Raw genomic sequence first — 14,633 nt, forward strand, 5'->3', positions numbered from 1 at the left:
CGGACAACCGGGCCGCCTGCGAAGATTACGCCCACACTTAAAACCTGCCCGCCCGATGACCACGACTTACCCGTTGCACGCGAGCCTCACTTCCGCCGACCAGGTGTTCCCGAAACATGCCGATGTGGTGATCGCCGGCGCCGGCATCATGGGCTGCGCCGCCGCTTACTACCTGGCGCGCCGTGGCCTTTCGGTGGTGGTGCTCGACAAATCGCGGATCGCCGGTCAGCAGTCGTCGCGGGCGTGGGGATTCGTGCGCCAGCAGGGCCGCGAATCCGCCGAAGTGCCGCTGATGATGGCCGGCATCCCGATGTGGGAAAAACTCGAGAGCGAGCTGAATTTCGATCTCGAATGGCGTCAGGGCGGCTGTCTGTACGTGGCGACCGGCGAGGAGGACTGGGCCTCGTTCCAGCAATGGATGGACGTCGCTCGTCAGCACGGGCTCGACACGCGCACGCTCGACCGCAAGCAGATCGACACGGTCGTGACCGGCATGCACGCTCCGGCGCTCGGCGGCCTCTACACGCCGAGCGATGGCCAGGCGGAACCGCGTCGCGCCGCGGCTGCTTTCGCGGCGCGGGCGGCGGAGGCCGGCGCGCTCTTTTTCGAAGGCTGCGGCGTGATCGGCGTGGAGCGCGCGGGCGGTGCGATTGCCGGCGTGGTCACCGAGCGCGGTACGCTGCGCACCTCGCGCTTCATCTGCGCGGCCGGCGCCAGCAGCTGGCGTCTGCTCAAAACGCTCGGGCTCGAACTGCCGCAGCAGGCGGTGCGCGGCACCTGCATGCGCACCAATCCGCTGCCGCGCATCAGCGCGTCGACGTTCTGGGGCCACGGCCTCGGCGTGCGGCAGCGCGCGAACGGCGCGATCAATCTCGCCGACGACATGCAGGTCGACGTCGACATGACGCTCGGCCATTTCCGCGCGCTCAAGTGGTTCCTGCCCGAGTTGTGGGCGCAGCGCGAGAAGTTCAGCTTCCACCTGAACGGCGCATGTCTGCGTGATCTGCGCGAGCGTTTGCCGGGCGGCGTGTCGAAACACGAACGTGTGCTGCATCCGCGTGATCCGCATCCGCAGCCGAACGTGGGCCATGCGCCCCGGGCGTTGAAAAAACTGCGCGCCTTGTTCCCCGTGTTGAAAGATGCGCAGGTGGTCGAATCGTGGGCCGGTCTGATCGACGTGCTGCCCGACGGCATTCCGGTGATCGACGCGCCGCCGCAGGTCAGCGGGTTGACGATCGCCACCGGCTTTTGCGGTCACGGTTTCGCGATGGGGCCGATCGTCGGCAAGCTGCTCGCGGAATTGAACGATGGCGGCCAGGCGTCGCTCGATCTGTCGGCGTTCCGTCTGCAGCGTTTCTTCGACGGCACGATGCAACGGCCTCGCAGCATGCTGTAAAACGCTTCTGTCTCAATCTTCCTCCCGCACCACCAATGAACGAACCGACCTTGCGCCACGCCGGCGTGCCGTACTACACGCAATGGGGCAGCCCCGACTGGGTTGGCCGGATCGTCGAGCAGCACGGCGATCCGTGCGCCGATCCCGGCTGGCAGCGCAGCGGCTTCTCCGATCCCGAGCGTTACCGCTTCTGGGCCAAGCGCCTGTGCGGCCTGACGTGCCTCGAGTCGGCGCTCGACTATTGGCGCATCGAACACGCACCGCGCGCCGCGCTGCTCGACGAAGCGTTGCGGCATGGCGTGTACCGCATGCGCGAGGATGGCGGCGTCGACGGTTTGATCTACCGGCCGTTTGCCGATTGGGTGGCCGGCGCGTTCGGCGTTCAGGTCGACGTGCTGCCGCAAGCGTCCATCGAAAATATGGCCGCGCGCCTGAACGCCGAGACGCTGGCGATCGTCTCCGTGAGCCCCGAAATCCGCTATCCCGAGCGGCCCAATCAGCGCCAAGGCGGCCATCTGATCCTGCTGCACGGACGCGGCCGCGATGGCGTGTGGTTTCACAATCCCTCGGGCATCGCGCCGCATCAGGCCGATGTGTATCTGCCGTTCAAAACCATGGCGCGTTTCTACGCCGGGCGCGGCATGACGCTCAGCCGGATCGCGCGCTAGGCGCGACGTGCGGCGGGCGGGGCGTCCGGTGGGCGCGATGTTCGGGCCCGTTTTCTGCTGGATAGCCGGTACCGACTTCTGCGTTACCGGAACCGCCATGAAACGAACCTACGCCCTCCTTGCCGCCAGCTTGATGGCTCTTGGCTCCGCCGCCTCGGCGGACGCTGCCAGCCGCGACGATCAGGCCAAGGCCTGCCGTGGCGACGCCATGCATTTCTGCGCCGCCGACATTCCCAACGAAGACAAGATCACCGCCTGCATGAAGCAGCACGTCGATGAACTCAGCCCAGCGTGCCGCGCGATGTTCAAGGGTGGCAAGAAGGGCGGCGACAAAGACACGTCGCAGTGATCGCGGCGCGGCTGGTTTTGGGTTTTGCCTGGCTTGAACGCACGGCCATGCGCGCGGCTGATCAGGCTGTGTCGAACCGATCTTCAACCGCGCGCTAGCGCGCCTGTCGTCGCGCAACTTACCGCCGCGCTTTCCCGATCCGGCCCCAGGGCGCGCGCGGCGTCGTAGAATCGCTTGTCCTCGACTCCCGGAGCCGCCGCGTGCCTGATTCGCCCAAGCCGGAGCCACCTCCGCCGCGCTTCCGTTTGTCGCGCCGCGCCCGCACGCCCTGGCAGGCGCCGCGCGCCCGCACGCTGTTCACGCGGCCCGCGGCGTCGCCGCAGCGCATGCTGCTGCATCGCATCTATCTGGTGGTCGGCCTGTGCGTGCTCGCCTTCGCCGTGCTCTACATCGATCGGGACGGCTTGCGCGACGCTAACCGCAAAGTCCTCGGCATCATCGATTTGATGTACTTCACGATGGTGACCGTGGCCACCGTCGGCTACGGCGACATCGTGCCGGTGACCGCCCGCGCGCGGCTCATCGACGCCTTTTTCATCGTGCCGATCCGCATCGTCATCTGGTTCGTGTTTCTCGGCACCGCCTATCAGTTCGTCATTCAACGCGTCATCGAGGAATTCCGCATGAAACGCCTGCAAAAGCAGTTGCGCGATCACGTCGTGATTTGCGGCTACGGATTGAGCGGTTCGGTCGCGGTGCGCGAGTTGCTGGAAAGCGGTTTCGCCGCGGAATCGATCGTCGTGATCGATCCGCAGCAGGCGGCGCTCGAAGCGGCCACGGGGCTCGGCGTCGCCGGCCTGCTCGGCGATCCGTCGCGCGAGGATCTGTTGCAGCAGGCGCAGGTGCATATTGCCCGCGCGGTCATCATTGCCGTCACCGACGACGCCACCGCGATCCTGCTCACGCTGACCGTGCGCAGCGTCGCGCCGCAGGCCAAGATCGTCGTGCGGATTCAGGAGCAGACCTATCAGCGCCAGTTGCGCCAGGCCGGCGCGAACGTGATCGTCTCGTCGACCAAGATCGGCGGTTTGCTGCTCGCCGACGCGGTCGACAGCGAATACATCGTGCCCTTCGTGAACGATCTTTTGTCGGCACGCGGCCGCGTCAACCTGGTCGAACGCCAGGCGACGGCGCAGGAAGTCGGCCGCTGGAGCAATGCGTTGCCGGGCGCGGTGGTGGTCGGCCTGGTGCGCGCGGGACGCGTGCTGTCGTTTTACGAAGACGAGCCGTGTCCAATCGAGGCGGGCGATCTGCTGATGGTGATCCAATCGTCGCGCCAGCCGAACGAAACGCCCGCCGCCTGCTAGCCCATTCGAACTCAACCTTCTGCCAAGGACTGGAACGACCTGCCCATGACCCACCCGACCACGCAGACTTTCGACGCCGCCGCGACCACGCGGCTGATTCCCTATGCCGCGCTCGTCGACGCACTCAAGCGCGCGACTATCGACTACGCGCAGCAGCGCATCGCGAGTCCCGAGCGGCTCGTCGTGCCGCTCAACGAAGACGGCATCATGCTGTCGATGCCCGCCACCGCGCCCGACCTCGCGATCCACAAGCTGGTCAACGTGTGCCCTGGCAACGGCGCGCGCGGCCTGCCGACCATCCACGGCAAAGTGATGGCATTCGACGCCGACACCGGTGAGACGCTCTTCATTCTCGACGGCCCGACTGTGACGGGACGCCGCACGGCGGCGATCTCGATGCTCGGCGTCGACACCTTCGCCGCCGGCACGCCGCGCGAATTCCTGTTGATCGGCACCGGCACGCAGGCGCTCAACCATCTGGAGGCGATCGGCGAACTGTTTCCCGACGCGCGCGTGTGGGTGAAGGGTAGTGCGCCCGCGCGCGCCGAGGCGTTTTGCGCCGTGCATCAGGACAAGGCGCGCGATCTTCAACCGCTGCTGCAGCCCGGCGCCACGATCCCCGATTCGGTCGACGTGGTGATCGCGCTGACCACGAGCAGACAGCCCGTCTACGACGAAGCGGCGCGCGCGGAGCGGCTCGTGATCGGCGTCGGCGCATTCACGCCGGCGATGGTCGAGATCGGCGCGCGCACCCTCGGCGGCAGCGCGCTTTTCGTCGATGATGAAGCGGGCGCCCGCCACGAAGCCGGCGACTTCATTCAGGCGGGCGTAGACTGGGCTCAGGTCGGCGGCATCGCCTCGGTGCTCGACAATCCAGCGTTGTTGCCGCAAAAAAAACCGGTCGTATTTAAAAGCGTCGGCTGTGCGGCGTGGGATCTGGCGGCGTGCCGCGTGGCGCGCGAGGCGTTGTCAGGTGGTTGAAGGCTTGGCGAAAAATCGTGCGTGAGAGGGCCGCGTGAGCGGCCTGCGGGCGTGCTTTGCAACAGCATAGGACGTGGCTCGCGAACATCGAAAAAGGCCTTGAAAACAGGCCTTTACGGCGTCCGGTTGGCATATTGCGCTAACCTGACGCACATGTTGCCGTGCAAACAATCGCAAAACGTTGCACCATAGGCGTTTGCCAGAAAAAGTGCCGGTCCGCCGGCACGGCGCTGCTGCTTTTTTCTGCCCGTTGACCGACGCCTTATCCATCACGACGCTGCGACCGCGCTATGACGACCCACCACGCTTCTGCCACTCCCGACCTGCCGCTCGACATGATCATCTTCGGCGGCACCGGCGACCTGTCGTTTCGCAAGCTGCTGCCCGCGCTCTACATGGCGCATCTGCACTGCAATCTGCCGCCGGACACCCGCATTCTCACGATCGGCCGCAAGCCCTGGTCGCGCGAGGAGTACATCAACGAATTCATGGAGCTGAAGGCCAAGCCCTTCATCGAAAAGAAAGCATTCGATGCCGGCGCCTGGGACAAATTTCTCGCGCTGTTCGAATACGTGCGTATGGACGTCGATTCGGTCGAAGACTATCAGCGCCTGAAAGAAGTGTCGCGTGAAGGCGTGCGCCGCGTGTTCTATCTCGCGACGTCGCCGGATCTGTTCACGAATATCTGCGACAACCTCTCGGCGGCGGGACTGGTGGACGCCAACTCGCGCATCGTGCTCGAGAAGCCGCTGGGTCACGATCTGGCCTCCGCGCAGGAAATCAACACGGCGGTCGGCAAGCATTTCAGCGAAGCGCAGATCTACCGGATCGACCACTACCTCGGCAAGGAAACCGTGCAGAACCTGATGGTGCTGCGCTTCGGCAATCCGATTTTCGGCCCGCTGTGGCAAGCGCCGTATATCAAGAGCGTGCAGATCACGGTGGCGGAAACGGTCGGCGTGGGCAGCCGTGCGGGCTTCTACGATAAAACCGGCGCGCTGCGCGACATGGTGCAGAACCACTTGCTGCAATTGCTGTGCATCGTCGCGATGGAGCCGCCGGTGTCGCTCGACCCGGACGCGGTCCGCGACGAAAAGCTCAAGGTGCTGCGCTCGCTGCGGCCCATGACGCCCGAGGACATCGTGCGCGATACCGTTCGCGGCCAGTACACTGCGGGCGCGGTGGATGGCGAGGCCGTGAAGGGTTATCAGGAAGAAGACAACGTGCCGGCGGGCAGCCGCGCCGAAACCTTCGTGGCATTGCGCGCGCATATCAACAACTGGCGCTGGGCGCACGTGCCGTTTTTCCTGCGCACCGGCAAGCGGATGCAGAAGAAGGTGTCGGAGATCGTCATTGAATTCGCCGAACTGCCGTTCTCGATTTTTCCGAAGGGCGGCCGCAATTACGGCAATCGTCTGGTGATCCAGTTGCAGCCGGAAGAATCGATCCAGTTGCAGGTGCTCGCGAAAGAGCCGGGCAGCGGCATGCATATGCTGCCGGTGAATCTGAATCTGGATTTGCAGCAGGCCTTCACCGAGCGTCGCGCGGAAGCGTATGAGCGCTTGCTGATCGACGTGATTCGCGGACGCCTCACGCATTTCATGCGGCGCGACGAACTCGAAGCGGCATGGGCGTGGGCCGAACCGATTCTGGAAGGCTGGGGTAAATCGGGCGAAAAGCCGCGCGGTTATACGGCTGGTACGTTTGGACCGGCGGCATCCACGGCGCTGATGGCGCGCGAAAATGCCGTGTGGGCGGAAGAGTCGCAATAAGCTTTGCTTCAGCGCTAGATGGAGATGGCCCGCATTTGCTGGCGGGCCACAAAATCGGCATCCCGAAGCCTATCGCCTGCTGGACAGGTGCTTCCATGCAACTACGCTTGTGAATACAACAACGACGGCCGCGATCAGATAGCCCGAAACGATGAGGATAAAGTTAGTCCACGCCTCGATATCGTAGGCATCGGGCATCCAGGCGGGATACAGGGAACGCAGGAGGCGTCTCACGAAGTCCGCGAGCCATGGCGGTATTTCAAACGAAAGCTGTTGCGATCCCCAAGCGAGTGCTGTGCCCAATGCCAACCATACTGCGAGCGTGCTAGCGCACCATCGAAGCAATCGTGCATGTCTCATCGGACGTCGACCCGCCCGTATGCTCGCATGTCAGTTCCGGGCATTTGCATTGTGGGTTCGAACGCGCGGATATGACGTTGGAGGCGTTCGAAATCAGCCGGATTCTTGACGGTAATGCAGCCTTCGCTGAGACGCCTTTCGCCTTCGGGGTGAAGGCGAAACTGGCCTCGCCGGATACCATTGATCATAGTGAGATCGCCGCCGTGCGGATTCCAGAGCATGAACCACTTGTGTCGGTCAGTACTACCCACGTGCTCGGCAATAAAATCTCTTAGCCCGCCGAAGCGCCCACCCGATTGCCGATCCACGATGTAGTAGGTGCCGGGAGGAATCGGGCCGACATCCACATCGGCCACTTCGTCCGGGTTGTCCCGGCCTATCTTCTGCCCTGAGTAAGCCTCGACCTGGCCGAAGCCGGAGCAGACCAACTGCGAAGTCTCTTTTCGATTGAGTGTGAAGCTACAGAACACAGGCATCGTTTTTTTTCGTAGTGGAGAAAGACTCCTTCTAGCATTGCTCTTGCGGGCTTGTATATAGGACGATTTATTCTTGACGAAGTTTTACACTGGACGATTCCATGCGCATATCCAGGCCGTCGAGGACGAAGAAAAGCCCGCGCGATGGCGGGCCACAAAGTACCTATGGATCGACGCGATTCTAAGGCAACGAAATCGTCAACGTAGCCGACTGCGGCCCGAGTTTGACCACCTGCGAATACGGCGCGAGCGAGCGCAAGGTCTGATCGCGCAGATAGGTATTGAGGCCGAGATAAGCCAGCAATCCAACCAGCGCAAACACCGCGCCGATCGACCACAACGGCACTTCGCGTTTCAGACGATGCGCGACCTGATCCGGCAGCGGCCAATGCGGCGCGAACTGCGCGCGCTTGCCCTTCAGATGCGCGATTTCGTCGCCGATGCGCGCGGTCAGATACGCGAGCTTCTCCGGTCCTTCGAGCAGATACTTGCCCTGATAACCGAGCAGCAGGCACATGTGAAATACTTCGAGCGACTGCAAACGCGCCGCGCCTTGGGCGCGGCACTCCTCGAGATACTGGAAGAATTTCTCGCCCGCCAGTTGCTCGCCGAACAGCACGAGTTGCAGCGGCCGGCGCTCCCACTCCGTGCGGATCCTGAAGGTGGACGACAAGACCGATTCGTCGATAGCCGCGCAGAACGCAAACTTCGATGCGTAGACATCTTCGGCCGACGCATTGAGCTTCTTCGCGCCGCGTTCGAAGTCGCCGAGGAACTGCTGGATGCGCTGGCTGAATTCCTGCGCGTCGCCGGGTTCGCGACCGTTCTTCAACAGGAACAGCATGAAGAAGCCGTCGTACAAGAGATCGAGCAGCGAGCGGACCTGATAGCTCGGCTCCGTGATCGGTGCGGGCGTGGCGGTAGGCGTGCTGCCGCCAAAGAGGGATGGCGCGTAGCTCATGATGTGACGGCGATCAGTTCGAGTTGAAGATCGTTGATGCCCGATGGCGCGTAGATCATTGCCGATTGGGCCTGTAACATACGGTCGTACAGCGCGCCGCGCGCTTCGAACGAGAAGTAGCACGCACCCGGACGAACCGGAATGGCGGGCGGCACCTGCGGCGTGTAGACGAGCCGCACGCCCGGCATGGCCGAGAGCACCAGCTTGTCGACGTCGTCCGGCGCGCCGACCTTGAAGCGCGCGGGCACGGCTTCCACGAGTTCGGCGGTCGGCATGTCCGCCGACACCGCGATATAGAACATGGTCTTGTCGTCGATCTTGCCCGAGTCGAGGCGGCCCGCATGGAACGACGGACGCACTTCCTCGAGCGCGATCGCGAAGTAGCGCGTGGAGATCACGGTTTCGAGCAGATCGCGCAGGATCGTGTCGAGGCGCGCGAAGCCGGGGCCCGGATCGTCGTGCCGGTAAGCCGGCAAGTCGGACAGCGCATAGCCCTTTGAAAACGTCATCAACTGGCCGGCAAGGCGCAGCAGTTCCTGGAACAGACGTTCGGGGTGCAGCGCCGAATGCTGGTACAGATGCGCGAGCGAAGCGAACGCCGCGCTCGCGGTATGCAGCAGCCAGAACGAAGCGATGTCGCCGGAGCGGAACTCGATGATGTTCTTGGTCGGCTCGCGGTGAAAACCGTACAGCGCATTGACCTTGGCCTGTAGTGCGTCGATCAGTTGGCGCAGGCGCTGATGCAGGATCGGCGATGCGTCGATGGCGAGGCAGGGCGGCACGAAGTTGTCGTCGATCTCGAAGCCCGAGGTGGCCGTGCGGCGCACGCGCACGAGCGGCACCGAAAGCAACTGGTCGCGCGGCTCGCTGTGCGCGATGAGTTTGACGCTGGTCTTCAGGAAGGTGATGTCGGCTTCGGCGGCGTCGGTGAAATGATCGGCCACCGGCGTCTGCTCGCTGACGTAACGCGACACGAAACCGGCGTTGCTGTCCTGCGCATAGTTCGCGCCGGTTTCGCGCAGCGGATGCAGCGCGAGATAAAACGTGAATTCGTTGATGCCGTCGGGCAATGTATCCAACGCGATGGGCGGCGGCAGGTCGTCGGCTTGCGGCGCGGAATAGAGCGCGCCGTCGGGGAACACCAGCGAGAGTTCGCTCACACGCAGCACATTGCTGCCGAGCGCGTCGCGGTCGAAGCGCGCCGAACGCACGCCCCAGTTGTACGGCTGGATCGCCTGGATCGATTCGAACAGACGCGCCTCATGATAGGCGTCCTGACGCTGAAAATGCTGCGGCCTTAGAAACAGGCCTTCCCCCCAGAGCACTTTTGCGGAATAACTCATCTCAAACCTGTTATATGCGTTCAGCGTGTGGCGCACCCGGAGATAACCGATTCGAGCGCCGCATTGTTAATTCTCTAAAAACTGTTAAATCGTATTTGACCGGCATCTTTATCCGCAGCTTACCGAAGAAAGCATATTCAGCGGTTGCGCGGGCAATCCCTGTTCCGGCGGGATCACAGTGCCGTTGGTCACCGTCATTGCACAGTTATGCAGGCCGATCATTATGCCGGATTTCTCCGACTTCGCCGGGTCGAAGGCGAATTTCCAGCGCTGCATCGCCGGATCGCGGAATAGCGCGACGATACCGAATGCCTGCGCTTCACGCGAGACTTTTTCGGTAACAACGTAGCGCTGGCCCGGGATCAGTGTTACTTCACGCACGCCCAGCAAATCGCCGCCCAGTGTGGTTTTTTCCTTGGCCGGATCGGTAAATGCGTCGAATGGCGCCTGCTGGAATGAAGTCGGGTCTTTCAGGGTGTAAAGCCGTACCACCAGCGCCAATGGCCGTTTGTCATTCGCGGCATTCAGATTCGGCGCGGCATATAAGGTAAGGCCGACATTGCGCGGCGGTTTCTGGGCATCCGGCAGGTCCGGCTTGCCGAGGCCGCTCGCCTGCAAAGCCGCGTTGGCAGCGGCTCCCAGCACCGTCACGCCGGCCGCGCAGCCACCCAGCAGCGCGCAGGCAGAGGCATGGGCAATCAATAGCGATGCATAGCGAATAACACGCGAATTCATATACATCGACCGGCTCGGCGCCGTCCCCCGTCAAAACACCAATAACGAATTCAATCCGGCAAATTTGCAGCCACGCTATGCCGCGTAATGCCGCTTTATGCAAAGCGCATGCAACTACCGGTGCTCCTGTGTTTGCGAGCGGCGAGTGGAAATTTTTTCCGGCACCCGCATCACCGCTATTGCATCAGGAAACAATTTCTGCTTGTTTCGTTTAAATGATCCACATGCATTTTTTTCGTGCAATCCTTCTTCACACGAAAGTTGAATTATCGAAAATTGGCCTGTACTATACCCGCGCACTTGAAGCAAAGCAAAACTCCGGTTTCTCCTTGAATTAGAAAATTCGCACGTCGGTGAAAAACGATGAATGAGCGTCTGTTAGTAAAACTATCTGGGGTTGTGTTGGCATGCGGCGTGATGGCCGGTTGCGCGACACAGGGCAACGTGGCGAGCACACCGGAGGCTTTTAATAAGCAACTTGCGGATGCCGATACCGTCGCAAAGGGCGGTGATCAGGATCGCGCTATCGCGCTTTATCAGCAACTTTCCAAATCCGATCCGACGCGTGAAGAACCGTGGTCGCGTATTGCGCAGATCCAGTTCACACAAGGTCATTACGGCCAGGCTATCGTTGCCGCGCAAGAAGCGCTGCAACGCGACCAGACCGATCGTCAGGCAAAGAGCGTGCTGGCGGTGGCCGGCCTGCGCGTCGCCACGCAATCGCTCGGCGAATTGCGTCAGGACGCGTCGCTCGCGGGTGATGCGAAGTCGGACGCGCAAGCGCTCGCCAAGCAGCTGCGCGACACGCTCGGCGAAGCCACGCTGTTCCCGCCCGACCCGAGCGACAAGCAGGCGGTGAAGAAGAAGCGCGTGATTCGTCACGTCGCCAAGGGCAAGGCCGTGGATGCACCGGAAGCCACCACGACCACCACCAGCGCCGCGGCGCCCGCCGCCACGCCGGCTGCTCCCGCCGCGCCGGCAGCGCCTGCCGCACCCGCCAAAGCCGCGCAAAGCGGCGGCGCGTCCGATCCGTTCAGCGCGCTGCGCTGATCCACACGCCTGATCCATCAGCACCGGGAGCCGACGATGGCGAAGAAAGAAAGCATTCAAAAACGCTTGCAAAAAGTGCGGCCGCCCCGCGTTCAATTGACCTATGAGGTCGAGCGCGGCGATGCGATCGAGGTGAAGGAGTTGCCGTTCGTCGTCGGCGTGGTCGCCGATCTGGCGGGGCAGTCTGAAGTCGAGCAGCCGAAGCTGCGCGATCGCAAGTTCGTCAATATCGACCGCGATAATTTCGACGACGTGATGAAGGCGATCGAGCCGCGCGCCGCGTTTCAGGTGGAAAACCGTCTGAGCGAAGCCGGCGGCAAATTCGCCGTCGACCTGCGCTTCAAGTCGATGGCCGATTTCAATCCGGACGAAGTGGTCGCGCAAATCGAACCGCTGCGGCGCCTGCTCGAAGCGCGCTCGAAGCTCGCCGATCTGCGCAACAAGCTGGCCGGCAACGACAAACTCGAAGACCTGCTGAGCGAAGTGCTCAACAACACGCAGCAGTTGCAAACGCTGGCGAAAGACCAGAGCAACGCGGCGGACCAGCACGGCGGCGCGCCGGACCACGACAAGCAGGGCGAATAAGCACGGGGTGTGAGATGAATCAGCAAACGGCAGCAGCCCAACTCGCTACCGCGCAAAGCGGTACGGAATCCACGCTGCTCGACGAAATCGTCGAGAAAAGCCGCGTGGCGAAGTCCGATTCCGAGCACGCGCGCGCGAAAGACCTGATCGGCGAACTCGTGCATCAGGTGCTCGACGGCACCGTGGTGGTGTCCGACAACCTGTCGGCTACCATCGACGCACGCGTTGCCGAACTCGACCGCCTGATCTCCGCGCAGTTGAGCGCGGTGATGCACGCGCCGCAATTCCAGCGCATGGAAAGCACGTGGCGCGGTCTGGACTATCTGTGCAAGGAAAGCAATACCGGCGCAACGGTCAAGATCAAGGCGCTGCATGCGCCCAAGCGCGACCTGGTGCGCGACTTCAAGACGGCGATCGAATTCGATCAGAGCGCGCTCTTCAAGAAGATCTACGAAGAAGAATTCGGCACGTTCGGCGGCTCGCCGTTCGGCACGATCATCGGCGACTTCGAAGTGACGCGCCAGCCCGAAGACATGTACTTCATCGAGCAGATGTCACACGTCGCGGCGGCCGCGCATGCGCCGTTCATCGCGTCGGCGTCGCCCGAATTGATGGGCCTTGAAACCTTTGCCGATCTCGGCAAGCCGCGCGATCTCGGCAAGGTGTTCGACACGGTCGAATACGCGAAGTGGAAGTCGTTCCGCGACGCCGAAGATTCGCGCTACGTCGGTCTCACGCTGCCGCGTTTTCTGGGCCGCCTGCCGTTCAATCCGAAAGACGGCGCCACGGCCGAGGGTTTCAACTTCGTCGAAGACGTGGACGGCACGGACCACAGCAAATACCTGTGGTGTAACGCGGCATGGGCATTCGCTGCACGCCTGACAGCGGCATTCGACGACTTCGGCTGGTGCGCGGCGATTCGCGGCGTGGAAGGCGGTGGTCTGGTGGAAGATCTGCCCACCCACACGTTCAAGACCGACGACGGCGAAGTCGCGCTGAAATGCCCGACTGAAATCGCGATTACCGACCGCCGCGAAAAGGAACTGAGCGACCTCGGTTTCATTCCGCTCGTGCACTGCAAGAACTCGGACTACGCCGCGTTTTTCGCCGCGCAATCGGTGCAGAAACCCAAGAAATACAGCACCGACAGCGCGAATGCCAACGCAGTGTTGTCCGCGCAATTGCAGTACATCTTCTCGGTATCGCGCGTCGCGCATTACCTGAAGGCGATGATGCGCGACAAGATCGGCAGCTTCGCATCGGCACAGAACGTCGAAGTATTCCTGAACCGTTGGATCTCGCAGTACGTGCTGCTGGACGACAACGCGACGCAGGAGCAGAAGGCGCAGTTCCCGCTGCGCGAGGCATCGATACAGGTCTCGGAGATTCCGGGCAAGCCTGGTGCGTATCGTTCGGTCGCATTCCTGCGCCCGCACTTTCAACTGGACGAGCTGTCGATCTCTTTGCGACTTGTCGCTGACCTGCCGAAACCGGCTAATTCATAAAGCAAGTCAGCTAACCCGCGCTGGCCGCCCGGGTTGGCTGTTAAAACCACCTCTTTGGGGAGTCGATGAGTTATGAAGGATATCTATTTAAAATTCGGCAATCCGGCGATCAAGGGCGAGTCCGCCGATAAGGATCACGCCGGCTGGATCGAAATCGATTCGTGGAGCCACTCGATCACGCAACCGCGTTCGGCAACCGCCTCGACGGCAGGTGGTCACACCTCCGAGCGCTGCGAACATGCCGACATGCAGTTCACGAAAGACATCGACGTGGTCAGCCCGCTGATCTACCAACACGCGTCCGGCGGCACGACGTTCGACGAAGTCACGATCGACTTCATGCGTTCGGATGGCGAAGGCAATCGCATCAAGTACCTGGAAGTCAAACTCAAGTACGTGATTATTTCGAGCGTGACGCCGAGCGTGGTGGGCGAAGGTCTGCCGACCGAACAGTTCTCGCTGAAGTACGCCGCCGTGCAGTGGAAGTACACGCAGCAGAAGATCGGCGGCAACCAGGGCGGCAACGCGCAAGGCGCGTGGAGCCTGACGAAGAACGACAAGACGTACGCGGTCTGATGCACGGGTGCACACGGCGCGCGGGGCTCGAAAGGGTTGTCGCTCACGGTGTGTGCCTTGCATCGATCCGTTTCTTCGGACGCTGATGAAACGCTTCGAACCCAGCTTTCTCGACAAGCTGTTCGACGACGAACCGCATCTGCCGGCTTCCCCGGCGATGCGGCAATTGTCGTTGGATGAATTGAAGAGCACGGTCGCGCGCGACGTCGAGGCGATCCTGAATACGCGCATTGCGCTGACTGAACACGAATTGGCGGCGCTGCCGGAATGCCAGCGCTCGGTGCTCACGTACGGTCTGAATGATTTCGCGGGCCTGAGCCTCGCAAGCCATTACGACCGCACCTTCATCTGCAAATCGATTCAACAGGCCATCGCGCGGCACGAGCCGCGCTTGCAGCAGGTGGCGGTCACGCTCGAATTGAACGAACAATCCACCAATGCGTTGAACTTTTCGATTCAGGCGCTGCTGGTGGTCCATCCGGCGGAAGAACCGGTGAGTTTCGATGCGATGCTGCAGCCTTCCACGTTGCAATACTCGGTGACGCGCGCACGCGCGAAGCTGTAGTAGC

15 protein-coding genes are annotated in these 14,633 nt (G+C 62.3%); 11 read left to right on the forward strand and 4 right to left on the reverse strand.

Going from position 1 to position 14,633, the window contains the following annotated elements:
- Positions 1-55 precede the first annotated feature (55 nt).
- From P0D96_RS14825 to zwf, 6 genes are all read left to right on the forward strand, one after another.
- A complete protein-coding gene (locus P0D96_RS14825; protein WP_408314070.1) occupies positions 56-1,396 on the forward strand; it encodes an NAD(P)/FAD-dependent oxidoreductase in 1,341 nt (446 codons plus the stop codon).
- A gap of 35 nt (positions 1,397-1,431) precedes the next feature.
- Positions 1,432-2,064 carry a cysteine peptidase family C39 domain-containing protein gene (locus P0D96_RS14830; RefSeq protein ID WP_408314072.1) on the forward strand — a complete coding sequence of 211 codons (633 nt, stop codon included), beginning with the start codon at positions 1,432-1,434 and terminating at the stop codon, positions 2,062-2,064.
- A 97-nt stretch (positions 2,065-2,161) separates the two neighbouring features.
- Positions 2,162-2,413 (forward strand): hypothetical protein, encoded by a 252-nt coding sequence (locus P0D96_RS14835; RefSeq protein ID WP_132382914.1) that lies wholly within the window; start codon positions 2,162-2,164, stop codon positions 2,411-2,413.
- A 200-nt stretch (positions 2,414-2,613) separates the two neighbouring features.
- Positions 2,614-3,720 carry a potassium channel family protein gene (locus P0D96_RS14840; RefSeq protein ID WP_408314073.1) on the forward strand — a complete coding sequence of 369 codons (1,107 nt, stop codon included), beginning with the start codon at positions 2,614-2,616 and terminating at the stop codon, positions 3,718-3,720.
- A 45-nt stretch (positions 3,721-3,765) separates the two neighbouring features.
- Positions 3,766-4,701 (forward strand): bifunctional Delta(1)-pyrroline-2-carboxylate/Delta(1)-piperideine-2-carboxylate reductase, encoded by a 936-nt coding sequence (gene lhpI / locus P0D96_RS14845; RefSeq protein WP_408314075.1) that lies wholly within the window; start codon positions 3,766-3,768, stop codon positions 4,699-4,701.
- Between the two features lie 290 nt (positions 4,702-4,991).
- A complete protein-coding gene (zwf, locus tag P0D96_RS14850) occupies positions 4,992-6,473 on the forward strand; it encodes a glucose-6-phosphate dehydrogenase (RefSeq protein WP_408178393.1) in 1,482 nt (493 codons plus the stop codon).
- Positions 6,474-6,829: 356 nt separating this feature from the next.
- Here zwf and P0D96_RS14855 read toward each other — a convergent pair whose 3' ends face one another.
- The 4 genes from P0D96_RS14855 to tssJ all read right to left on the reverse strand — a co-directional run bounded on the left by P0D96_RS14855 (position 6,830) and on the right by tssJ (position 10,348).
- Complete coding sequence (locus tag P0D96_RS14855; RefSeq protein WP_408178392.1) at positions 6,830-7,309, reverse strand: DUF2778 domain-containing protein; 480 nt, start codon at positions 7,307-7,309, stop codon at positions 6,830-6,832.
- A 181-nt stretch (positions 7,310-7,490) separates the two neighbouring features.
- Positions 7,491-8,270 carry a type IVB secretion system protein IcmH/DotU gene (gene icmH / locus P0D96_RS14860; RefSeq protein WP_408178391.1) on the reverse strand — a complete coding sequence of 260 codons (780 nt, stop codon included), beginning with the start codon at positions 8,268-8,270 and terminating at the stop codon, positions 7,491-7,493.
- Positions 8,267-9,613, reverse strand: a complete 1,347-nt coding sequence (gene tssK / locus P0D96_RS14865) for a type VI secretion system baseplate subunit TssK (RefSeq protein ID WP_408178390.1) — start codon at positions 9,611-9,613, stop codon at positions 8,267-8,269. Before tssK ends, icmH begins: the two co-directional genes overlap by 4 nt.
- Before the next feature lie 108 nt (positions 9,614-9,721).
- Positions 9,722-10,348, reverse strand: coding sequence for a type VI secretion system lipoprotein TssJ (tssJ, locus tag P0D96_RS14870; protein WP_408286130.1), 627 nt, complete (start codon positions 10,346-10,348; stop codon positions 9,722-9,724).
- Positions 10,349-10,711: 363 nt separating this feature from the next.
- Between tssJ and P0D96_RS14875 the strand changes: the two genes are divergently transcribed.
- From P0D96_RS14875 to tssE, 5 genes are all read left to right on the forward strand, one after another.
- Positions 10,712-11,398 carry a tetratricopeptide repeat protein gene (locus P0D96_RS14875; protein WP_408178388.1) on the forward strand — a complete coding sequence of 229 codons (687 nt, stop codon included), beginning with the start codon at positions 10,712-10,714 and terminating at the stop codon, positions 11,396-11,398.
- Between the two features lie 36 nt (positions 11,399-11,434).
- On the forward strand, positions 11,435-11,983 hold the full coding sequence (gene tssB / locus P0D96_RS14880) for a type VI secretion system contractile sheath small subunit (RefSeq protein ID WP_106280696.1): 549 nt from the start codon (positions 11,435-11,437) through the stop codon (positions 11,981-11,983).
- 14 nt (positions 11,984-11,997) lie between these two features.
- The gene (tssC, locus tag P0D96_RS14885) at positions 11,998-13,488 is read left to right on the forward strand and encodes a type VI secretion system contractile sheath large subunit (RefSeq protein ID WP_132382930.1); all 1,491 of its coding nucleotides are present in this window, start codon (positions 11,998-12,000) and stop codon (positions 13,486-13,488) included.
- Positions 13,489-13,560: 72 nt separating this feature from the next.
- Positions 13,561-14,064 (forward strand): Hcp family type VI secretion system effector, encoded by a 504-nt coding sequence (locus P0D96_RS14890; protein WP_020070381.1) that lies wholly within the window; start codon positions 13,561-13,563, stop codon positions 14,062-14,064.
- An 85-nt stretch (positions 14,065-14,149) separates the two neighbouring features.
- Entirely contained in the window at positions 14,150-14,629 is a 480-nt protein-coding gene (gene tssE, locus P0D96_RS14895) for a type VI secretion system baseplate subunit TssE (RefSeq protein WP_408286003.1), read from the forward strand.
- The last annotated feature ends 4 nt before the right edge of the window (positions 14,630-14,633 follow it).

Origin of the sequence: Paraburkholderia sp. RL17-347-BIC-D (assembly GCF_046027915.1) — a bacterium.
Lineage (GTDB): Bacteria > Pseudomonadota > Gammaproteobacteria > Burkholderiales > Burkholderiaceae > Paraburkholderia.

Bases quoted from the DNA above. Each gene is read 5' to 3' on its own strand.
- tssC (WP_132382930.1), top strand. From the start codon at position 11,998: ATGAATCAGCAAACGGCAGCAGCCCAACTCGCTACCGCGCAAAGCGGT.
- tssB (WP_106280696.1), top strand. From the start codon at position 11,435: ATGGCGAAGAAAGAAAGCATTCAAAAACGCTTGCAAAAAGTGCGGCCG.
- P0D96_RS14855 (WP_408178392.1), bottom strand. From the start codon at position 7,309: ATGCCTGTGTTCTGTAGCTTCACACTCAATCGAAAAGAGACTTCGCAG.
- P0D96_RS14890 (WP_020070381.1), top strand. From the start codon at position 13,561: ATGAAGGATATCTATTTAAAATTCGGCAATCCGGCGATCAAGGGCGAG.
- tssE (WP_408286003.1), top strand. From the start codon at position 14,150: ATGAAACGCTTCGAACCCAGCTTTCTCGACAAGCTGTTCGACGACGAA.
- tssJ (WP_408286130.1), bottom strand. From the start codon at position 10,348: ATGAATTCGCGTGTTATTCGCTATGCATCGCTATTGATTGCCCATGCC.
- P0D96_RS14830 (WP_408314072.1), top strand. From the start codon at position 1,432: ATGAACGAACCGACCTTGCGCCACGCCGGCGTGCCGTACTACACGCAA.
- tssK (WP_408178390.1), bottom strand. From the start codon at position 9,613: ATGAGTTATTCCGCAAAAGTGCTCTGGGGGGAAGGCCTGTTTCTAAGG.
- lhpI (WP_408314075.1), top strand. From the start codon at position 3,766: ATGACCCACCCGACCACGCAGACTTTCGACGCCGCCGCGACCACGCGG.
- P0D96_RS14825 (WP_408314070.1), top strand. From the start codon at position 56: ATGACCACGACTTACCCGTTGCACGCGAGCCTCACTTCCGCCGACCAG.
- icmH (WP_408178391.1), bottom strand. From the start codon at position 8,270: ATGAGCTACGCGCCATCCCTCTTTGGCGGCAGCACGCCTACCGCCACG.
- zwf (WP_408178393.1), top strand. From the start codon at position 4,992: ATGACGACCCACCACGCTTCTGCCACTCCCGACCTGCCGCTCGACATG.
- P0D96_RS14835 (WP_132382914.1), top strand. From the start codon at position 2,162: ATGAAACGAACCTACGCCCTCCTTGCCGCCAGCTTGATGGCTCTTGGC.
- P0D96_RS14875 (WP_408178388.1), top strand. From the start codon at position 10,712: ATGAATGAGCGTCTGTTAGTAAAACTATCTGGGGTTGTGTTGGCATGC.